The 20986-nt window shown below is 41.5% G+C and carries 13 protein-coding genes; 10 read left to right on the top strand and 3 right to left on the bottom strand.

Annotated features, from left to right (window positions below; translation table 11 throughout):
• Positions 1–129 precede the first annotated feature (129 nt).
• On the top strand, positions 130–1512 hold the full coding sequence (locus tag AC1DO4_RS21345; RefSeq protein ID WP_477419565.1) for an alpha-L-fucosidase: 1383 nt from the start codon (positions 130–132) through the stop codon (positions 1510–1512).
• Positions 1513–1634: 122 nt separating this feature from the next.
• Here AC1DO4_RS21345 and katG read toward each other — a convergent pair whose 3' ends face one another.
• On the bottom strand, positions 1635–3911 hold the full coding sequence (gene katG, locus AC1DO4_RS21350; RefSeq protein ID WP_477419567.1) for a catalase/peroxidase HPI: 2277 nt from the start codon (positions 3909–3911) through the stop codon (positions 1635–1637).
• 561 nt (positions 3912–4472) lie between these two features.
• Here katG and AC1DO4_RS21355 point away from each other — a divergent pair.
• The 4 genes from AC1DO4_RS21355 to AC1DO4_RS21370 all read left to right on the top strand — a co-directional run bounded on the left by AC1DO4_RS21355 (position 4473) and on the right by AC1DO4_RS21370 (position 11466).
• The gene (locus tag AC1DO4_RS21355; RefSeq protein WP_477419569.1) at positions 4473–6005 is read left to right on the top strand and encodes a tetratricopeptide repeat protein; all 1533 of its coding nucleotides are present in this window, start codon (positions 4473–4475) and stop codon (positions 6003–6005) included.
• A gap of 260 nt (positions 6006–6265) precedes the next feature.
• On the top strand, positions 6266–9025 hold the full coding sequence (locus AC1DO4_RS21360) for a TonB-dependent receptor (protein ID WP_477419571.1): 2760 nt from the start codon (positions 6266–6268) through the stop codon (positions 9023–9025).
• Between the two features lie 27 nt (positions 9026–9052).
• On the top strand, positions 9053–10306 hold the full coding sequence (locus AC1DO4_RS21365; RefSeq protein ID WP_477419573.1) for a right-handed parallel beta-helix repeat-containing protein: 1254 nt from the start codon (positions 9053–9055) through the stop codon (positions 10304–10306).
• 62 nt (positions 10307–10368) lie between these two features.
• Entirely contained in the window at positions 10369–11466 is a 1098-nt protein-coding gene (locus AC1DO4_RS21370) for a phytase (protein WP_477419575.1), read from the top strand.
• Between the two features lie 43 nt (positions 11467–11509).
• On the opposite strand, the gene AC1DO4_RS21375 is transcribed toward AC1DO4_RS21370, so the two are convergent.
• The gene (locus tag AC1DO4_RS21375) at positions 11510–12649 is read right to left on the bottom strand and encodes a metallophosphoesterase family protein (RefSeq protein ID WP_477419577.1); all 1140 of its coding nucleotides are present in this window, start codon (positions 12647–12649) and stop codon (positions 11510–11512) included.
• Positions 12650–12936: 287 nt separating this feature from the next.
• On the opposite strand from AC1DO4_RS21375, the gene AC1DO4_RS21380 reads away from it, so the two are divergent.
• Both AC1DO4_RS21380 and AC1DO4_RS21385 read left to right on the top strand, forming a co-directional pair.
• Positions 12937–15666: a bifunctional YncE family protein/alkaline phosphatase family protein gene (locus tag AC1DO4_RS21380; RefSeq protein ID WP_477419580.1), complete on the top strand. Its 2730-nt coding sequence runs from the start codon at positions 12937–12939 to the stop codon at positions 15664–15666.
• Positions 15667–15800: 134 nt separating this feature from the next.
• On the top strand, positions 15801–16349 hold the full coding sequence (locus AC1DO4_RS21385; protein ID WP_477419582.1) for a hypothetical protein: 549 nt from the start codon (positions 15801–15803) through the stop codon (positions 16347–16349).
• Positions 16350–16406: 57 nt separating this feature from the next.
• Here AC1DO4_RS21385 and AC1DO4_RS21390 read toward each other — a convergent pair whose 3' ends face one another.
• Positions 16407–16529 carry a hypothetical protein gene (locus AC1DO4_RS21390; protein ID WP_477419584.1) on the bottom strand — a complete coding sequence of 41 codons (123 nt, stop codon included), beginning with the start codon at positions 16527–16529 and terminating at the stop codon, positions 16407–16409.
• Positions 16530–16597: 68 nt separating this feature from the next.
• Between AC1DO4_RS21390 and AC1DO4_RS21395 the strand changes: the two genes are divergently transcribed.
• The 3 genes from AC1DO4_RS21395 to AC1DO4_RS21405 all read left to right on the top strand — a co-directional run bounded on the left by AC1DO4_RS21395 (position 16598) and on the right by AC1DO4_RS21405 (position 20736).
• Entirely contained in the window at positions 16598–18835 is a 2238-nt protein-coding gene (locus AC1DO4_RS21395; RefSeq protein WP_477419586.1) for a CRTAC1 family protein, read from the top strand.
• 114 nt (positions 18836–18949) lie between these two features.
• Positions 18950–19300 (top strand): hypothetical protein, encoded by a 351-nt coding sequence (locus AC1DO4_RS21400; protein WP_477419588.1) that lies wholly within the window; start codon positions 18950–18952, stop codon positions 19298–19300.
• Between the two features lie 230 nt (positions 19301–19530).
• The gene (locus AC1DO4_RS21405; RefSeq protein ID WP_477419591.1) at positions 19531–20736 is read left to right on the top strand and encodes a hypothetical protein; all 1206 of its coding nucleotides are present in this window, start codon (positions 19531–19533) and stop codon (positions 20734–20736) included.
• Positions 20737–20986 lie beyond the last annotated feature (250 nt).

Genomic DNA, 20986 nt, shown 5'->3' on the forward strand with positions numbered 1-20986 from the left:
ATGGCCTGTGCAAACGGTTGCGCTATTTTTCACTATTTTTTTAGATTATTATTTTGTTACCATTGTATTGTCAAGGAGATATTTTATCAAATGCCGTCTCTCCCATTGCTACACCCACATCTGTAAAAAATGAAGAAAATTATAATTACCCTTATTGTTTGCACAGTTGTAAATGTGTTTTCATTTGCACAAACAATTTCCACGGCAGATTCATTAATGGGAGCTACGGTGTTAAGCAAGCGCCCCGATTCGGCCATGCAGAAATGGCGCGACAATCGTTTTGGTCAATTTATTCATTGGGGTTTATATGCGGTTCCGGGCGGGCAATGGAAAGGTAAAAATTATCCGGGCGCCGCCGAATGGTTAAAAGCGGATGCAGGCATTTCCTCCACAGAATATGCCGAACTCATCCATCAGTTTAATCCTCAAAAATATAATCCAACAGAATGGGCGCACATCGCTAAAAATATGGGTGTAAAATACGTCATTCTTACAACCAAACATCATGAAGGGTTTTGCCTATGGCCCAGCAGCTTTACAAATTTTTCTGTCGCATCAACGCCTTATAAAAAAGACCTGCTAATGCCTTTTGTAAAAGCTTATCAAAAAGAGGGTATCGATGTTTATTTTTATTATTCCATTCTCGACTGGCATCATCCCGACTATCGTTCAGTGATAAAATCTGATGAAGACCAAAGGGCTTTTGAACGGTACTTGGCATTTGTTAAAAACCAGCTGAAAGAGCTGATAACCACTTATCCCAATATTAAAGGTCTTTGGTTTGATGGGCAATGGGAAGCATCCTACAAAAAGAATTATAAAATGGGTTATGAGCTGGAACAATATTGCCGGGCATTAAAACCGGGTATCATCCTTAATAACCGCATTCGTACAGACGCGCAGGGGCATGTAGACCATGACTATAAAGGACGGCATTTTGGAGATTTTGACGGCAGTTTTGAGCGCCGTTTGCCATCAAACGTAAAAAAACTGGATTTTGACTGGGAGGCATGCATGACCGTTCCCGAAAATCAATGGGGATACCACAAAATATGGGAAGGTCATGTAAAAACTCCTTACGAAATACAGGAAATGCTGGCAACCTGTGCATCAATGGGCGGAAATTTTGTGCTCAATTTCGGTCCCCAGCCCGACGGCACTATCCGCACTTATGAGCAAAGCCTGGCTAAGGAAGTCGGTGCATGGATGAAGATCAATTCAGCCGCTATATATGGATGCGACAATGCCGGCCTGGAAAAACAGGATTGGGGTTATTTTACGCAAAAGCCGGGCGATGGCAAGCTTTATATGATCGTTTTTAACGTGCCTGTCTCGAAAGCATTAAAATTAAAACTTCCCGAAAAAACAACAATTGCAGACAACTCCCTTTTAACTGACAGCCATCAAAAATTCCGGATCGAGAAAACTTACGGGAACGATTACTACCTGCATTTAGGTGATGCAAAATTTACCCAGCCATTTGTGATAACACTACAGCTAAAAAAGGATTGATGTAAATATTTTAAATAAGGCGCCGGCTCACGACGCCTTATTTAAAATACTACCTAATCTTGTTCATCTATTTGATCCATTAGTGGTCAACAGAGAAAACGAAGGTGATTTATAATTTACAATCAAGCTAAGTCAAATCTGTCCAGGTTCATCACTTTATTCCAGACTTCTATAAAATCCTTCAAAAACTTACCCTGGGTATCAGCGCTTCCATATACCTCGGCAACCGCCCTTAATTCTGAGTTGGAGCCAAAAACAAGGTCTGCACGGGTTGCTGTCCATTTTACTTTGCCGGTAGCGCGGTCACTACCTTCATAAACTTCCCTGTCAGCAGACGACGCTTTCCAGGCCGTGCCCATATCGAGCAGGTTTAGAAAGAAATCGTTGGTGAGTACACCGGGACGTAAAGTGAAAACACCATGTTTGGAGCCATCAATATTAGTACCCAGTACACGCAACCCACCTAACAATACGGTTAACTCAGGTGCCGTAAGTGTAAGCAAATGCGCCTTATCTATTAGCAACTCTTCGGTAGATACGGGGATTTTTGATTTGCGGTAGTTACGGAACCCATCGGCAGCAGGCTCCAGGTAGCCGAACGATTCTACATCGGTTTGTTCCTGTGAGGCGTCCATACGGCCCGGTGTGAACGGAACCGTTATAGCCTGCCCGGAATCTTTAGCTGCTTTTTCAACACCTGCGCAACCGGCCAGTACGATCAAATCTGCCAGCGAAACTTTCTTACCGTTGGCCTGCGCCGCATTAAATTCTTTTTGAATGGCCTCGAGTATGTTCAATACGTTTTGCAACAGCGCCGGATTGTTCACCTGCCAATATTTTTGTGGAGCAAGGCGAATGCGGGCGCCATTGGCGCCGCCGCGCTTGTCGGAACCGCGGAAAGTGGAAGCCGAAGCCCATGCTGTGGAAACCAGCTCAGATACGCTTAAGCCTGATTCCAATACTTTTGCCTTTAAAACTTCAATATCACTTTCAACAATTAATACATGGTCAACTGCAGGAATAGGATCCTGCCACAGCAGTTCTTCCTGTGGCACTTCCGGGCCCAGGTAACGCGCAAGGGGGCCCATGTCGCGGTGGGTTAATTTAAACCAGGCACGCGCAAAAGCATCTGCAAATGCATCGGGGTTTTCCAAAAATCGCCTTGATATTTTTTCGTAAGCCGGATCGAGCCTCAAAGCAAGGTCGGTAGTAAGCATTGCAGGCTTATGTTTTTTTGTGCCGTCATAAGCATCCGGAATAATGGCCTCGTCAGTTTTAGCAACCCATTGATGCGCGCCGCCCGGACTTTTTGTAAGTTCCCATTCAAAGCCAAACAGGTTTTCAAAAAAATTATTACTCCATTGGGTAGGCGTTTTGGTCCAGGTTACTTCCAGCCCGCTTGTAATTGTATCAGCACCTTTGCCAGAACCATGACTGTTGCTCCAGCCGAAGCCCTGCGTTTCGATGCCTGCAGCTTCGGGCTCTTTGCCTACATGGTCAGCGGTCGCGGCGCCGTGGGTTTTGCCAAAACTATGGCCTCCGGCTATTAGTGCAACGGTTTCTTCGTCATCCATCGCCATGCGTCCAAACGTATCACGGATATCTTTAGCGGCCATAAAAGGATCAGGATTACCGTCAGGACCTTCAGGATTTACATAGATCAACCCCATTTGTACAGCTGCAAGCGGTTTTTCCAGGTTGCGGGAGTGGATGTCGCGATTGGCATCATCGTCTGATACCAAGACGCCATGCTCCTCTTTTACGCCGGGTGAACCATGTGCATAACGCAAATCTCCACCCAGCCAGGTGTTTTCTGCGCCCCAATACACAGATTCATCGGCTTCCCATACATCTTCACGTCCACCGGCAAAGCCAAAGGTTTTAAAGCCCATGGATTCCAGCGCTACGTTACCGGTAAGGATCATCAGATCGGCCCATGAAATTTTGCTGCCATATTTTTGTTTGATGGGCCAAAGCAGCCTGCGGGCTTTATCGAGGCTTACGTTATCGGGCCAGCTGTTAAGCGGAGCAAAACGTTGCAGCCCTGCGCCGGCGCCGCCTCGCCCATCGCCCACGCGATAGGTTCCTGCACTATGCCATGCCATGCGGATGAACAACCCGCCGTAATGACCAAAATCTGCGGGCCACCAGTCCTGTGAGTCGGTCATGAGTGCATGAAGATCGTTTTTCACAGCAGCAAGGTCGAGGCTTTTAAAGGCTTCGGCATAATTGAAATCTTCGCCCATCGGGTTTGATAAAGAAGAGTGCTGACGCAGGATACTCAGCTTTAACTGATTGGGCCACCAATCGTGGTTCCGGGTGCCACCACCGCCAACATTGTGTTTCATGCTGCCGTTGTGGAACGGACATTTACTGATGTCATTTGATTCTCTTTCCATAGTTATGAGTTTATATATTGAACACTTACTTGCACTTATTGATTTGTACAGCGATATAAAATTATGACATTAGATAACACAATCACAATCAATTAATTCTATATCCGATAGTTAAAACTTATTAGATGGTAATCATTTCAGGCAAAATGAGCATTAATACTTCCCCTCGCGCAGGGTAGCTAAGGAGAGAATTAATTTTCGCCGGGCAGGCAATTGCTGGTCATCATAAAATATTGATGAAGAACGCCAGGTTTAACTTACGCAAGGGTTTAAGTTTCATGATTATAACAAAAAACGTAAGGGCAGCGTAATCAACTTTATTTATCCTGTGTGCATTTATTGTAAAATGCTTGTTAACATTATCATCATACTGATTGCTTTACTTTGTTTTAGAAAAGCTTTTGTATTTTAAGGCTGTATCGAAAGAAAATTAACGAGATATAAAGAATGATAAGTATGTGCAGGCACGTTGTTAAGTATTTCTTCCTGAGTTGCCTGTGTTTGTTTATGGGTGTTCTGCCAGGAAACCTTTGTGCCCAGGATAAGCAATTATCCTATACAATGGCAATAAGTCAAAATCATCCCGATTCTGCACTCATTATTTTAAAGAAAGTATATGTTGTAGCCACAGAAAAAAATGATGTTTTAACAACTGGTATTTGTTTGCAGCAAATGGGGATGATTTGTTTTAACCAGGGGCACTATGCCCAGGCGCTTGATTTTTATTTACATGCCGATAAAATCTTTGAGGCATCAAAAAACAAGGAGTTATTAGCAGCCAATCTGAGCCAGATGGGTATATTGTATTATTACAACAAAGAGATAGGGAAATCGCGTGCTTTGTATGATAAGGCCTTGTCAATATATAAGCAAGACGGGAATTTAAAGGGGCAGGCCGATATTTTTGGAAACATCGGTCATCTTTACGAAAAGCATCAGCAATATGACAGCGCCTTTTATTATCAAAACCTTGCTTTAAACAGGTATCAAAAAATCAATTTTAAACATGGCGCGGCTAAGATATACGAAAACTTAGGAAGCATTTATGAAGATCAGGCCCGGTACGATTCTGCTTACAATTGCTTCAACAGATCTTTGCTGCTTTACCAGGAAGCCCATAACGAAATAGGCAGTATTGAGGTTGTAAATAACCTTGGCGATATACTACGTAAAACTGGCCGGTATGAAGATGGTTTAAAACTATCATACAGAGCATTAACACTTGCACAACAAACCAGTAACACCTATCAGCTTGCAGCCGCCTGCAGAGACCTGGGTAAGGCCTACCAGTTAATGAACCGGCTGGATAGCGCCTACCATTATATTGAACTTAGCCGGAAATATTCGCTTGAGGTTTATTCAAAAGAAGGGGTTAATCAAACGGCCTTTTTGCAGGTGCTTTATGATATTAATAAAAAAAGCGACGAAATAGCAAGGTTAAACAACATACGTAAAACAAACCAGGTGATTACCATAGCCGAAATAATTGTGGTTGTTTTACTGGTTGTTTTAGGCCTGGTTATTTTTAGCAGGCAGCGTTTAAAAATTAAAGATCAGCGCGTACTTGCTGCACAGAAAGAATCGATTTTTGAGGCCCAGCGCGAGTTAATGAACCTGGAGTTAAAAAACAAACAGCTACAGGAAGATGCATTAAAACAACAATTGGAGCTAAAAGGTAAGGAGCTATCCAACCATACCTTAAACCTTATAAAAAACAATCAGCTGTTGGAGAGTTTGCGCAATACACTCCAGGAAATGGTTAAGGATGATAAACGCGATCAAAAGAAACAGATGCAGCAGATCATTCACCAGATAAACCAGAGCTTTAACCACGAACAGCACTGGAAAGAATTTACTGTCGCGTTTGAGCAGGTACATCAGCGTTTTTTTGAAGACCTGAAAAAATACAGCAACGAACTTACCTCAGCCGATATGCGGTTAATCGCATTACTTAAGATTAACCTCGACTCCAAAGATATCGCAACCTTGTTGGGAATATCTTTGGATAGTCTCCGCGTGTCGCGGTATCGCTTGCGTAAAAAACTTAATCTTAGCCAGGGGGATAATCTATCAGCATTTATACAAACGCTTTAAGCGTAATACCGTTAGGGCACTGGTCCTACTCCACTTAACATTATCTTAATGTAACGGTAATTAAATGATAATGTCGGCTTTTATTGTTAGTATCTAATTCATTTTCAGGTTTTTATGATTTTTTGTTGCCATGCTGTATATGGTGCATGTAACGGTGTATACTTTTTGTAACAGCCTAAATTTCAGTTAATGCATGTTCCTGTTACACCTTTGCGACATAAAAAAAGAGAACCCATTGTTGAATAAATCCATTTTGAAAAATGAATAAACTTATACAGATATTATTGATGTTTGTGTTTTGCGCAACAGCCGCAAGCGCTACTACATTAAAAGGTCATGTTTATGATCAAAGCACGGGTGAGCCGCTTGTTGGGGCAACCGTTACCCTCGACAAGGCTAATAAAGCAACCGTAACAGGGCTTGATGGCTCCTTTGAGTTAAAGGGAGTTTCCGCAGGCTCCTTTTCTCTTCGGGTTTCCTATATTTCCTATAAAACTGTTGTTAAGGAACTTGATATTAAAAAGGAAGATAATCCACGTGTAAAAATTTATCTTCAGGCTGATGGAAAGGATTTACAGGAGGTTTCTATAACATCAAAAAAAGACGGATCGGCAGAGCATGAGGCCCGCCGTATTGAGCAGCAATCTGTACAGGTTATGAATATAGTATCTGGCCGGGCTATTGAAGCCTCTCCCGATCTTACGGTTGCCAACATTATACAACGCGTATCCGGCGTATCGGTTGAGCGTAACAGTAATGGCGATGCACAGTATGCTTATTTAAGGGGTATGGATAAACGGTACAATTATACGCTGGTAAATGGAGTTAAAATTCCAAGTCCCGATAATCAGTATCGCTATGTTCCGCTTGATATATTTCCTGCCGACTTACTGGAAAGGCTTGAAATATATAAAACCCTTACGCCGAACATGGAAGGTGACGCTGTTGGCGGCGTAGTTAACATGGTAATGAAAGATGCCCCAAGCCGTTTCCAGGTGAACGCAAATATAGCCGGCGGATACAATCAGCTATTTTTTGACCGTAATTTTCTTAGTTACCAATCACCAGAAATAAATCATAAGTCGCCTTATGAAATTAACGGCAAAAATTACCAGGCCACGCAAAATGATTTTCCTAAAGGCACATTAAACTACGATTCAAAGAAACCAGCGCCCAACCTGGTAGGAAGCTTGTCAATAGGCCAGCGATTTTTTGATAATAAGCTGGGTGTTATTTTAGCAGGCAGCTACCAAAATACCTATAGGGGCAGTAACAGCACATTTTACAGTTCGGATGTAAACGGTATCGACCAGTATGCAGTAATTACCAGTAAAAGCAGCCGTCAATATTCAGACCAGCAAAAGCGATACGGGTTACACGGAAAAGTTGATTACGTGTTTGATAAAAATAACAAACTGAGCTTATATAATGTATACGTAAAGCTTGATAATATACAGGCCCGTGACGCGGTATCTACCAATTACTCCACCGGTTATAATCCGGCAGCGGGCGATGCCGAATTAAGTTACTCCACACGTTCCCGTTTAACCGAGCAACAAATATACAACAGTACTTTACATGGCGATCATAAACTTTTTGACAACAAATTAAAGATCCAGTGGTCGGCCGTTTATTCATCAGCAAAAAACGATGTACCCGATAATACAACTATTTCACTAAGCGGCGTGCGTGATAATAATGTTGACAGGCGCACTGTGGTTGATCAAAGCACACATCGCTGGGAGCGCAACACCGATGAAGATAAAGCAGGTTATTTGGATATTACCTACACCGCACATGTTGGTAATGTAAACGTTGATTTTACAGCAGGTGGTTTATACAGGGATAAGCAACGCAGTAGTTTTTTTAATAACTACACGCTTTACCCGGTTAACACTACGGCACAGTATGGTGCCGATTTTCAAAACTATACAGATGTAGCATGGGCAGTTCAAAATCCTACCGGCGCTGTAAATAACCCATTAACCTATGATGCTTCAGAAAAAACAAGCGCTGGTTATGGAATGTTTAAATTTACCGTTAATGCTTTACAGGTAACCGGCGGCGCAAGGGTTGAGCATACCAACCAGGGATATAACCTGCTGTTTCCGGCAGGTGAGCTAAGGCCTAAAGGGAGCCAGGTATATACCGATGTATTGCCAAGTTTAACGTTGAAATATAAACTGGGCGATAAAGATCAGCTGCATGGATCATACTTTAAATCGCTTAACCGCCCCGGATTTTATGAAATAGTACCAAGTAAGGTTGAAAACGAAGAATACCGGGAACGCGGTAACCCCGATTTGAAACGCGCCAAAGCGGATAACTTCGATCTGCGCTATGAACTATTCCCGGATGCATCTCAACAATTACTGATAGGCGGGTTTTATAAATCAATTAAAGATCCTATTGAATACACCTTCGAAGCTGATGCCACCCGCGGACAGGATATTTATTATATTCCGGGCAATTTTGGTACCGCGCGCAACTATGGTGCAGAGATCGATTACATTAAATTCTTTAATAAATTTGGTATCAAAGCCAACTATACCTATACCCACTCACGCATCACAACCGTTAAAACCTCAAGGGCAATTAACAGCTCAACAGGGGATGTTGAGCCCCTTTCTGTTGAGCAATCGCGCCCGCTTTACGGCCAATCGGAGCATATCGGTAATATTTCTTTACTCTATAAGGATACCAAAAAAGGCTGGGATGCACAGTTGGCAGGCGCTTATACCGGGCCGCGTATCAATACTGTTTCGCAGTTTTTAAATAATGACCTGTGGCAAAAAGGGTTTATACAGATGGACTTCTCGGCCGAAAAAAGATTTAAAGGCGGTATAAGTGTGTTTTTAAAAGCCGGAAACCTGCTCAATACACCAACCAAGCTGTTCATTAAAGGTACCAATCCCGAAAATCTTAAAATTCAGGAGAAGCTTGTATCAAACGGGCAAACGTTAATCCGCGAAGACTATTATAAACAAAGCTACCTGTTGGGTATCAGGTATAAACTATAAAAACATCATCATTTAAAAATATATAAAATGAACTTAAAACAAATTTCTGCAGGCATCGCATTATCGGTTGTGATTTTTGCAGGTTGCCAAAAAGCAAATATTGATGTTGATACAACCCCGGCCGATGGATCGGCCATTGGTGAGGTATCGGGTGTATGGGCAAAAGGAAGTACGCAGATGATCAAGGGAGACATTATTATCCCGGAAGGAAAATCATTGACCATTGAAGAAGGTGTGACTGTATTGATGGATACCGTTGCCAAACCGGAAATTATTGTGAAAGGCAACCTGTACTCCTATGGCACCGCAGAAAACCCGGTTAAATTTACCGTGAACGATGCTTATAAAACCACCGCCAAAAAATTTGGCAGGCTTTGGGGAGGTATACTTGCTGCAAAAAGCTGCGCCGAACTGGTGCTTGACAATACCATATTGGAATATGGTGGCTCCACAACTTCTGATGCTTCAACATCGGTAAAGCAAGGTTTGTACAAAGCGGTTAGCGGCGAAAATTTGCCTGCTTTATGGTTTTCAAATGTTAACGGGAAATTGGTGGTAATCAACAGCACTATCAGGAACTTTAATGAGGATTGTACCTATATTGAAGGCGGTAAAGTGATTTTTGCCAACAACTTATTTTATACTACAGGTATAACCGGCGGCGAGGCTATGAATTTTAAATCGGGATGTTTGGCAGATTTGGCCTATAACATGGTATACAGTACCAATACCAATGCCTTTAAACTATCAAACACCGGCGACCGAGTGCCACAGGCCTATATTATAGCCTATAATAATACCATGATCAATACCGGTTGGAGAAGGCCTACCGCAAAAGGCGGATCAGTTTGGCTGGAAAGTACCGTTCGGGCCGATTTGTATAATAATCTTTTTGCCAACACCCGTTTTGGTGTTAAAAGAGATACCAAGAAGCCGGAGGATAAGCGATCGGTGTATAGCAATAACTGGTATTATGGATTTGATCAGACTACCGTTAACCAGTTTCAGCCCAGTGCCGAAATTGTGACAGGTGTAAATGATGTGATTGGCAAAAATGCAGGCGAGAATGATCCGCAATTTGTAAATTATCCACTTAGCACATCAACCAGCAATGCTGATTTTAACACCAGCTGGGATTTCCATCTAAAAGCAGGATCGCCCGCATTAACAAAAGGCATAACTACTTTTACCCGCCACCACGCGGCAGGTATCATTATAAATGGTATAACGTATAAATCGCCCGATCCATCGGTGTTTGTAGGAGCCTTCGGAACAAAATAGCAAGAAATTTATAATTCACTACAGGCGGTTTCTTTATAGCGACCGCCTGTTATTTTAATTTAATGAACAGATTTAATATTTTTTATATAGCACCGTTAGCTTTATTGCTATTTAACACGGCCTGCGGACAAACTGCTGCCAATAAAAGTAATATCAATTTGCCAGGCATAAATTCGCCGGAAATAAAACCTGCAGTTGTTACAGATCCGGTTGGATTTGATACCGATGACCCAGCAATTTGGATTAACCGCAGTAACCCGGCGCAAAGCCTTATTGTGGGGACGGATAAAAACAGCGATGGTGCACTTTATGTTTTTAACCTGGAGGGGAAAATAATAGCAAACAAAACAGTGAAAGGCCTTAAACGCCCTAATAATGTGGATATAGCCTACGGCTTAATGTTAAATGGCAAACCAACAGATATTGCCATTACTACAGAACGCATAACACATATGCTACGCATATACTCCCTGCCCGATTTGAAACCCGTAGATAACGGAGGTATAGAAGCATTTGCCGGCGAAACCGGTAATGAGTACCGCGACCTGATGGGTATATCAGTTTATACTGCAAAAAATGGCCAGATGTACGCCATTGTCGGGCGTAAAAATGGCCCGCTTAAAGGCGGATACATTTGGCAATATTTGCTTACAGATGATGGTACGGGGAATGTTAAGGCCCGGCTTGTACGTAAGTTTGGTGAGTATAGTGGTAAAAAGGAAATTGAATCTATTGCTGTAGATAATGAGTTGGGTTATATTTATTACTCCGACGAACAAACCGGTGTAAGGCAATATTATGCAGATCCTGAAAAGGGTGATAAACAGCTTGCCATATTTGGAACAAGCGGTTTTGTGGCCGACCATGAAGGTATCTCGATTTACAAATTAACCGATACCACGGGGTATATTTTGGTATCAGACCAGGGGGCAAACCGATTTCAGATATTTAGCCGCGAGGGTACAAAAAACAATCCTTTTGAACACCGCTTATTAAAAGTAGCAAATGTGGCTGCACGTCAAAGCGATGGATCTGATGTAATAGCTGTACCGCTTAACGAAACATTTAAACACGGTATTTTTGTAGTAATGAGTAATGATAAAACTTTTCATTATTACCGGTGGGAAGATATAGCCGAGAGTGATTTGAAAGTAAAATAATAAACTTTTTTATCATGCAGCCATAACCAAATCAGCAAAACCTTCAGTTGTAAGCCTGGAGGTTTTTTTGTTGAATGTTTTTGCTAATGGTAACGGAATCTATTAATGTAGTCTCTTTTTGTGTTACACTAAAGTATTTGCTATTGAGTATTACTTCATCATCATCTTTGCTTATAGTGATCTGGAGAAATCCATACCCGATATCGCAATAGCTCATTAGCATAACATCATCAAATTGCGGAATATCGGCTGTAAAGCGCTCATCATCCAGGGTGGCAACACTGTGTAATTCGTCAAATCCGCCTGCTCCGGCTATAATAAAGGGAACACTTTTGCCATCAGCGTAATTTTTACAAAATCTTTGGTAGTTATGCACATGCCCGCTGAAAACAATATCGGGCCTTTTACCCGCGGCCTCAAATGCATCCTCTAAAAAATTGATCATTGGCAGGCTTGAGCCATGATTGATATCGGCAGAATAAGGCGCATGGTGAATGCAAACTATCAGCATTTTTTCAGGGTGATCAAGATTGGCCTGGCGGAGCTCGTTAATAAACCAATTTTTTTGTTCATCGGTTATAATGCCAAATTTGGGTACATTACTATGCAGGCCAATTATGGTAACCAGGGGCGTTTCCATGGTCCAGTATATATTGGGCTGAACCATGCTTTTGCGATGGGTTTGATGGCTGAAAATAACAGGCCGGGATGCGGTATCACAAAACACCTTTGTAAAAGCATCAAGGCTTTTGTAGGGGTGAATGCTTAAAGGGTTAACATCACTATCATGATTACCGGCTATTGCGAAAATGGGGCAGGGATAATTCTTGAAAGATTGAAAAAATTGCGGGTCATATTGTTCGGCTTCTCCATAGTGGTAAACTACATCGCCCAGGTGATATAAAAACTGCGGACTATCGCCCGCGTTGCCTTCTTTATTACATTGACCGGCCATAGTATTTGCTATCAATTGCTGCAATGCAGGGTTGCCCAGGCCTCCTGTATCGCCAATCATGTGAAACATAATGCGCTCATCATTTAAGTTGGGCACAATATCCTTTAACTGTAAATGGTATGGGTATTTGCCCGCAGGAGCAGGCAGCGGCTGAAATTTATAGGTATCGTCGGGTTGGTTTTTCTTAAAAACGGGAGTTTTATATTTAGGGGAATTGAGAGACATCATTTTAATTGTTGCAAGCCCAAAGGTACTAAATCAATATAAAGAGACGATTAAATATGAAAAAGATAGCGCGATATAGATAAATGCTATAGTTATAGAAAAACTAATTGAATTTATAGATATGTTTGAATGGGCAGATAATCCTAATGTTGTTTTTGTGATCCTGGTAAACGCGTGGCAAATGTTATTTTTATAACCAAATGTAATCCCCGGTTTATTAATTTACTATTTGGTAACCGGCTTTACATATTAATGGCATATTTTTATCAGTTGGGAACTATCAAAAAATCATGATTAAAAGATCGTTAAAATTATATTCGGTTACGCTTTGTATAATAAGTGTATTGGCGGCATGCCATTCGATATCAACAAATAGAAAAACCGTTGATAATGAAAAAGTAAACATGCATAGCGCTTATGACGATAGTACATTAAGCAGGAATATTTTGCCTGTTTTAATGCCTTATAACCGGATTATAGATCCTGCCGGTAAAGTAGTAGCCTTTGGCGATGCGGATGATGAAAACCATAGCATGGATGTAAGGCTTATTCCCGGAAGCCCGCAGATTGCTGTTGAAGACAGGTATGGAGTTGCTATAATTGACACCGTATCGGGTAAAGTTGTTACCCGGTGGACCTACAAGGCAAGCAGCCAGTATAAAGGGCTTTCGAGCACTTACTCGGGTTTAAAAGTGGTGAAATTAAATAATCAAACGCAAATCTTCTGGAGCGCGGCGGCGGGTAAGGGTAAAGAATCGAGGTCATATGTTTTCCAGGCGATATTTAATGGTGCAGAAATCAGCATAAAAAACACTTTTGATTTTAAGCCCGAAGGCGAATCGCCGTTAGCACTGCCTAATGACGTGGCCATAAATAACGAGAATGGCACCAACTACCTGTATGTGGTTTTAAACGGGAATAACCAGCTGGTAAAAATAAACCTCGATAACAATAAAACAGTGTGGACCAAGCCCACGGGTGTTGCGCCTTACGGGATTGCAATTGCCAAAAATAAGGCATTTGTAACCAACTGGGCCGGTCCCGAAGCGATAGATACCCTTAACCGTGAAACCGCAGGTGTGCCCTATGGTAAAACATATATTGATCCAAAAACAGGCGCCACAGCACAGGGCACGGTAATGGTGATTGGCCTGGCTAATGGCGAGGTTATAAAAGAGATCCCCGTTGGATTGCACCCCAATGCCATTATCAGCAGTGCCGATGAGGCATTTGTTTATATCGCCAATGGCAATAGCGATATGGTTTCGGTGATTGCTGCCGCTTCGCTTCAAAATGTGGAATCTATCGGCGTAAAATTGAATCCGGGTAAAACAGGTTATATAGGCGATACACCCAATGCTTTAGCAATTGACGGATCGGGAACCACTTTGTACGTAGCCAATGGGCTTGATAATGCGGTGGCTGTGGTAAAACTGGGTTCAAATGCTTCGGGTAAAGGTGCTGGTAACAGCGAGGTAAAGGGCTTTATCCCAACGGAAGCTTATCCCGGCGGGCTTGCTGTAAGTGATAACACCTTGTTTGTTACTAACCTTGAGGGCGAAGGCGCGCGCGTAAGCAGCAAAGAAGTTAGCAAAGCGGGCCTTGATGCCGAATTAAGTAATAACCCCGCAGGGGTTTATAATTCGCACCATCAAAAGGCAACAGTATCTATCATCTCTTTACCCGGTGATAAACAGCTGCAACAATATACTAAAAGGGTAAAGGATCTTAACCTAAGCTTCAGGCAGGAAATTGCGCAGCTGCTGCCCCGCAAAAATATTCCGGCACGCCCTGTTCCCGAACGCATTGGCGAACCTTCTGTTTTTAAACACGTGTTGTACATCATCAAAGAAAACCGTACCTACGACCAGGTTTTAGGTGATATGCCCGAAGGTAACGGGATGAAATCGCTTTGTATCTATGGCGATAGCATCACTCCAAACCAGCATGACATTGCACGGAATTTTTTACTGTTGGATAATTATTATGCATCGGGCAAATGCTCGGCCGAAGGGCATCAATGGACGGATGCCGCTATGGTTACCGATTATGTTGAAAAAAGTGTGCGCTCATGGTTCAGGAGTTATCCCCATGTGCAGGAAGATGCCCTGGTTTATGATGGCAATGGCTTTATCTGGAACAATGCCGCAGATCACGGAAAAACGGTAAGGATATATGGCGAAGCCTGCCAGCCGCATTTTGATAATAAACTCACCTGGACGGATATTTATAATAATTACATGGCTGGGGGCCCCTTTAAGTTTACCAATACCAGCACCATATCGCGGGTAAGGCCTATGTTGTCACAAAACTTTCCCGGTTCTGATGATCATCGGATCAATGAGCAGTTGCGTGCATCGGCTTTTATTAAAGAACTCGATGATTATGAAAAGCAGCCCGGCGACCAGCTCCCTAATTTAATGATAATGGCCCTTTCATCAGACCATACCGTTGGCACCAGGCCAGGCATGCCAACACCCGAAGCTATGGTTGCCGATAACGACCTGGCCCTTGGCCGCATAGTGGAGGCGGTATCAAAGAGCAGGTTCTGGAAAAATACGGTGATTTTTGTTACCGAGGACGACTCCCAGGCGGGCTGGGACCATGTGTCGGCATACCGTACCACCGGCTTTGTGGTAAGTCCTTACAGCCGTTTGCAGGGCAAGGTTTCTAAAAACTATAATCAAACCTGTATGGTAAGGTCTATTGAGCAGATTTTAGGCATTCCGGCAATGAATATTATTGATGCAACGGCCATGCCCATGTTTGATTGTTTTACAGATAAACCATCAAATTATGCCTATAAAAGCTTAAAGAACAAGATTGCAATCAATAGCATTAACCCAAAGCTGTCCTCTTTAAAAGGTGCGGCACTGCATTATGCACAATTATCATCACTGCCCGAGTATGACCATATTGACGGCGGAAACGATGATGTATTGAACCGGATACTATGGTATGCAGCCAAAGGTAAAAAAGCTTATCCCGCAAAACTGGCCGGTAAGGACGATGATGATTAAGCTTATATAAACGCGATTTAGGTTTAAGCAGAAACGCTATGTATTGTATTAAGCGCGATATTTATAATTTCAACTTATTTTGATTTATAAATAATAAACCCCATATTTATAAATCATTACCTGAAAAAAACGGCTTGAAAAAGTTTATTGCATTGTTATTGCTAAACATTTACCTCCTTAATATCGGGGGACAACTGGCAGTGCATCAATATTTGGTTTATAAAACCGATAAGTTTTACAACCAACAGATTGGCAAAGGTTTGTATGATGTTAAAGATCTTACCGAAATAGCAATTCCTATTAACCTGCCCGGTATACATGACTGGAAACGCTTTGAAAATATAGCCGGCCAGATTATGTTTGGTAACACCAGTTACAATTACGTAAAAATGAAGATCACCCGGAACGCTATTCACCTGATGTGCATTCCCAATTACGAAACTACCCGACCGGCTGATAATAATGTAGTAAATGTCAAAAGAGTTAAAGATATACCGGTATCTCAAAAAAATCATGTTCCGTATGGTAAATCAATAATGCTGGATAACCTCAGCCTGTCCTTTGTACAGTTTGAGTTTAATTGCCCTATAAAAAAGGTGCGGCAAAATGTTGTGCGACCCGTACAGCCCCTGGTTCATTGCCACCAGGACATTCCTGAACAACCACCCAAAACTTCCTGCTAATATTCCTTCTCATTTATTTCACATTGGGTATGCCCATTTGATGTTATTGAATGCATTTTAATTGACAGGTACCTGTGCCCTGCGTTTTGGCGCCTGCAAATAAATTACAGCATTCCACTTCAAATCCGGCAACCCGTTAATCAGCTTTAATTTGTTATGATGCTTTGTATGCCAGGGCATCAGGCTAATTTATCAATACTTTAAGTTATGTAAGCCGGCAGGTTTACAACTGCAGTAAAAACAACCATATGAAATTAAAAATAATACTGGCATCAACGCTCGTTGTAGCGTTGGGCTTCACTATAATCGCATCAAGTCAAAGCTCTTCGCATGACGAAATGGTTCAAATACTTGAAAGAATTAAGCAAAAGAATAATAATATTCAAAACCCATTTAACCCCGAAGTTAAGATCGCATATTGCGATTCGGTACTCAAAATCGGGATTAATAACCAGGATTCGTACCTGTGGGCTTCAAAGGCATCGCTTCTGCTTATGAAAGGGGAAGAACAACAGGCCGTTAATATTTATGAAAATGTATTGAGTAAACTGGATTTTATGCCAACAGATGCCGTCTTTTCTGAATCGGGCATTGCTTACATGCGCCTTGGTGAGCGCAGCAATTGTATGCTTAATCATACCGGCTCGTCCTGTATATTCCCAATTAAAAATGATGGTGTTCATAAGCTCCAGACCGGCTCAAGAAAAGCAATTGAAACCTACAAAACCATGTTAAAAATGCATCCAGATGACCTGGAATCAAAATGGCTCATTAACATCGCCTATATGACGCTGGGCGAATACCCGCAAAAGGTGCCCAAAAACTTGTTAATCCCAGGCTTGAATGCTGATAGCGTAGCGGGCATAAAACCTTTTAAAGACATTGCCCCAAGCTTAGGCCTTAACGTTAATGGCCGCGCGGGCGGTGTTGCCATTGATGATTTTAATAATGATGGATACCTGGATATCATAACATCAGGATGGGACCTGAGCGATCCTATGCACTACTTTAAAAATAACAAGGACGGCACATTTAGCGACCAAACAGAGCAAAGCGGGTTAACCGGAATAACAGGAGGGTTAAATATCCAGCAAACAGATTTCAATAATGATGGCAACATCGATCTTTTTGTGTTGAGGGGAGCCTGGCTTACCCGGGGATTTGGAAATCAGCCCAGCTCGTTACTACGTAATAACGGCGATGGCACCTTTACCGATGTAACCATACCAAGCGGCTTGCTTTTCTTTCATCCCACCCAAACAGCCACCTGGGCCGATTTTAATAATGATGGCTGGCTTGATGTTTTTGTGGGTACCGAAACCTCAACCCAGGTACTCGATGCAAATTCATCTCCCTGCGCATTATATATTAATAACCATAACGGCACTTTTACTAATGTTACCGAGACCGCTCATTGTAATATTGTATCGTTTGTAAAAGGTGTTACCTCGGCCGATTATAATAACGATGGCTACCCGGATATATTTATTTCAACCATGACCGGCAATAAGTACCTGCTCAAAAATAAAGGCATAAAAGGCGGGGGTGTTGATTTTGAAGATGCTACTGAACAGGCGGGGATTGCACAAAATAAAGAGCGAACGTTTACAACCTGGTTTTATGATTACAACAATGATGGCTGGCAGGATATTATTGTAAGCGACTACCAGTTTAAATACTCCCTGGGATATTATAGCGCCGCTGCAGCATCAGGACATCCCGTACCTAATGCAGGTAATGTGTTCTTATATAAAAATAACCACGACGGTACTTTTACCAATGTAACCAAAGAGGTTGGGTTAGATAAAGTGGTATACAGCATGGGTGGCAACTTTGGCGACATTGACAATGATGGCTACCTGGATATGTATTTTGGAACAGGCAACCCCGATTTCAGGTCATTGGTGCCTAACAAAATGTTTAAGAATGTTGGCGGGAAAAAATTTGTTGATATAACAACATCTTCGCGTTTAGGCAATTTGCAAAAAGGGCATGGTATTGCATTTGCCGATCTGAGAAATGTTGGCAGACAGGATATATTTGCCGAAATGGGGGGCGCTTATATCGGCGATTCTTATACCAGTTCGTTATACCTTAATCCCGAAACAAATGATAATAACTGGATAAGTTTAAAGCTTGATGGCGTAAAAGCAAATAAAGCAGCCATTGGCAGCCATATTAAACTAACGATTACAGAAAACGGCGTTAAAAGAAGCGTATATAAAGATGTAAATTCTGGCGGGAGTTTTGGGGCATCTCCTTTAAGGCAGGAAATAGGGATAGGGCAGGCCAAATTAATTGATGAAATTGAAATAAAGTGGGCCGGAAGCGGCACCGTTCAATATTTTAAAAATGTATTACCCAACCAGTTTTTGCACATTACCGAAGGGGTAGATCAATTTAAAGCAAACCAGCTTGCCAAATTAACATTTATAGATAAGCAGGATATGTCGCTTTGTATGCCCATGACAGCAAAAATGAAGTAGGCAGTATATTTATGTTAAAAGTTCAATGCATGCATTTTTTTTATATTCGATTAAAATCAGCTACATTTAAATAAAATAACTTAAACGATGAAAAAATTATTGTTAGTGTGCTGTATGTTAATCGGATTAACAGCAGCAAGTAATGCACAAAATAATGTAGCTGCTGCAAAGCCCGAAGAAAAAGCTAAAGAGTTGCAAAAACAGTTGAAACTTACAGACGTGCAGACCACTAAAATAGCGGCTATTTACAAGGAGTCATCAGAAAAATTTGAAAAGATAAAAGCCGATACTCACGGTGATAACGCAAAAATGGTGGTTGCCATTGAGCCTTTGCGTACGGCTACTATTAAAAAGATCAAAACTGTTTTAACACCTAAACAGCGTGTAAAATATGATGCGCTGGTAAAAGGTGCGAAAAACTCTGGCGGCAATGGCTGGAGCGACGGCTGGAGCGCAAGTAAATAACAGGATAATGATATCTTAAACCGGGATTTCCTTTGTCCCGCTTAAATAAAAGTCCTCCAGGGTGAAAGCCCTGGAGGACTTTTTTATTGATTTTTAATTCGAATTTAAGGCTTATAGAAGCTAAATGATATGTTGAGTTAATGTTAAGTGGGAGTATATTTTATGTTAAAATATAATATACCAAAGCTGTTAATTATCAGTAGCTTTAATATAACCAATTATAAAGTTCCATGATCAGGCGTATTAATGTATTATATACATTGTTGCTGATCTTTACACTGTCAGCAGTTTACGGCCAGGGCAAAGATCAAAGGATCTGCTTTGAGTTTTACCAGGGAACTTTTAATAGCGAAATAGACAGTTCCATATGGGTTGATGTTCCGGTACAATTAACACCACAGGTTGTAACATCATTTTATACGAAAGTAAATGCTGGGAATTATAAACCTGTAATTGATTCATTAACGGCCTATAAGCAAAGGTATCATTTAAACGACTGGCTTTATTATCAGTTGATCCGTAAAGTAGTACAGCAAATTAGTCCAAAGGAAATTAACTATAGCAGTTATACATTGTATAAATGGTTTTTGCTGGCCAAATCGGGTTACGATGCCCGTTTGGCTTTAACATCAAATAAGGTAATATTTTACGTTTTTAATAATGAACAGGTGGAAGATATTCCATTCTTCGAGATTGATAATAAAAAGTACGTATGCCTAAATTATCATGATTATGCAAATACCGATCTGAACCAGGACCCACCGGTACCTGTACCGGTAAATATTCCGGAAGCTGTAAATGCTTTTTCCTATAATATAGAGACGATGCCCGACTTTAAACCGGAAGATTACTTTGAGAAAGAACTACAGTTTACCTACCATAACAAGGTTTATTATTTTAACATAAAACTGAATAGGGAGGTGGAAGCCATTTTTAAAAACTACCCGGTAGTTGATTTTGGATCGTATTTTAATATTCCGTTGACTAAGGAAACCTACGGATCGCTTATTCCGCTGTTACGAAAAAATATAAAAGGGATGAATCAAAAAAAGGGGGTGGACTACTTAATGCGGTTTACGCGCTATGCTTTTTTATATGAAACAGATGAGCTGAACTTTGGGAAAGAAAAACGCCTATCGCCCGAAGAAACATTGTTTGAAAAATATAGTGATTGTGATGACAGGGCCGCTTTGTTTTTTTACCTGGTTAAGGAAATTTATAATTTACCAATGATTGCCATTTTGTATCCTACACACATTACCATGGCAGTACAGTTTGATAAACCGGTTGGCAGCCCTATAATTTACAAAGGAAAAATTTATTCGCTTTGCGAACCAACACCTCAAAGCCAGAACCTGGCAATAGGGCAGGTACCAGATAAATTAAAAGGCAAGCCTTATGAAGTGGTTTACCAATATATACCCGCTATAAAATAGAAGTGGTTAAGCCGGTTTAGAGGTATTAGCCACCGATCTCTGCGTGCCCACGATATATTCGATTTTCAAGGTGTGAAGGCCTGTCAGTCCGAGGGTCCTTTTAAAACGTTGTTTCCTCTTCAGTAACGGGATATCTGTCTCATTAGAAATGCAAAGGAGTAATAAATCAAATTTTAAACAGCTTCTTAAAAGGATCTATTCTTTAGCGTTATCGATAACGATGAAACCGATAACTTTTTTTATACAACAT

The organism is Mucilaginibacter sp. P5_A6 (assembly GCF_056400585.1).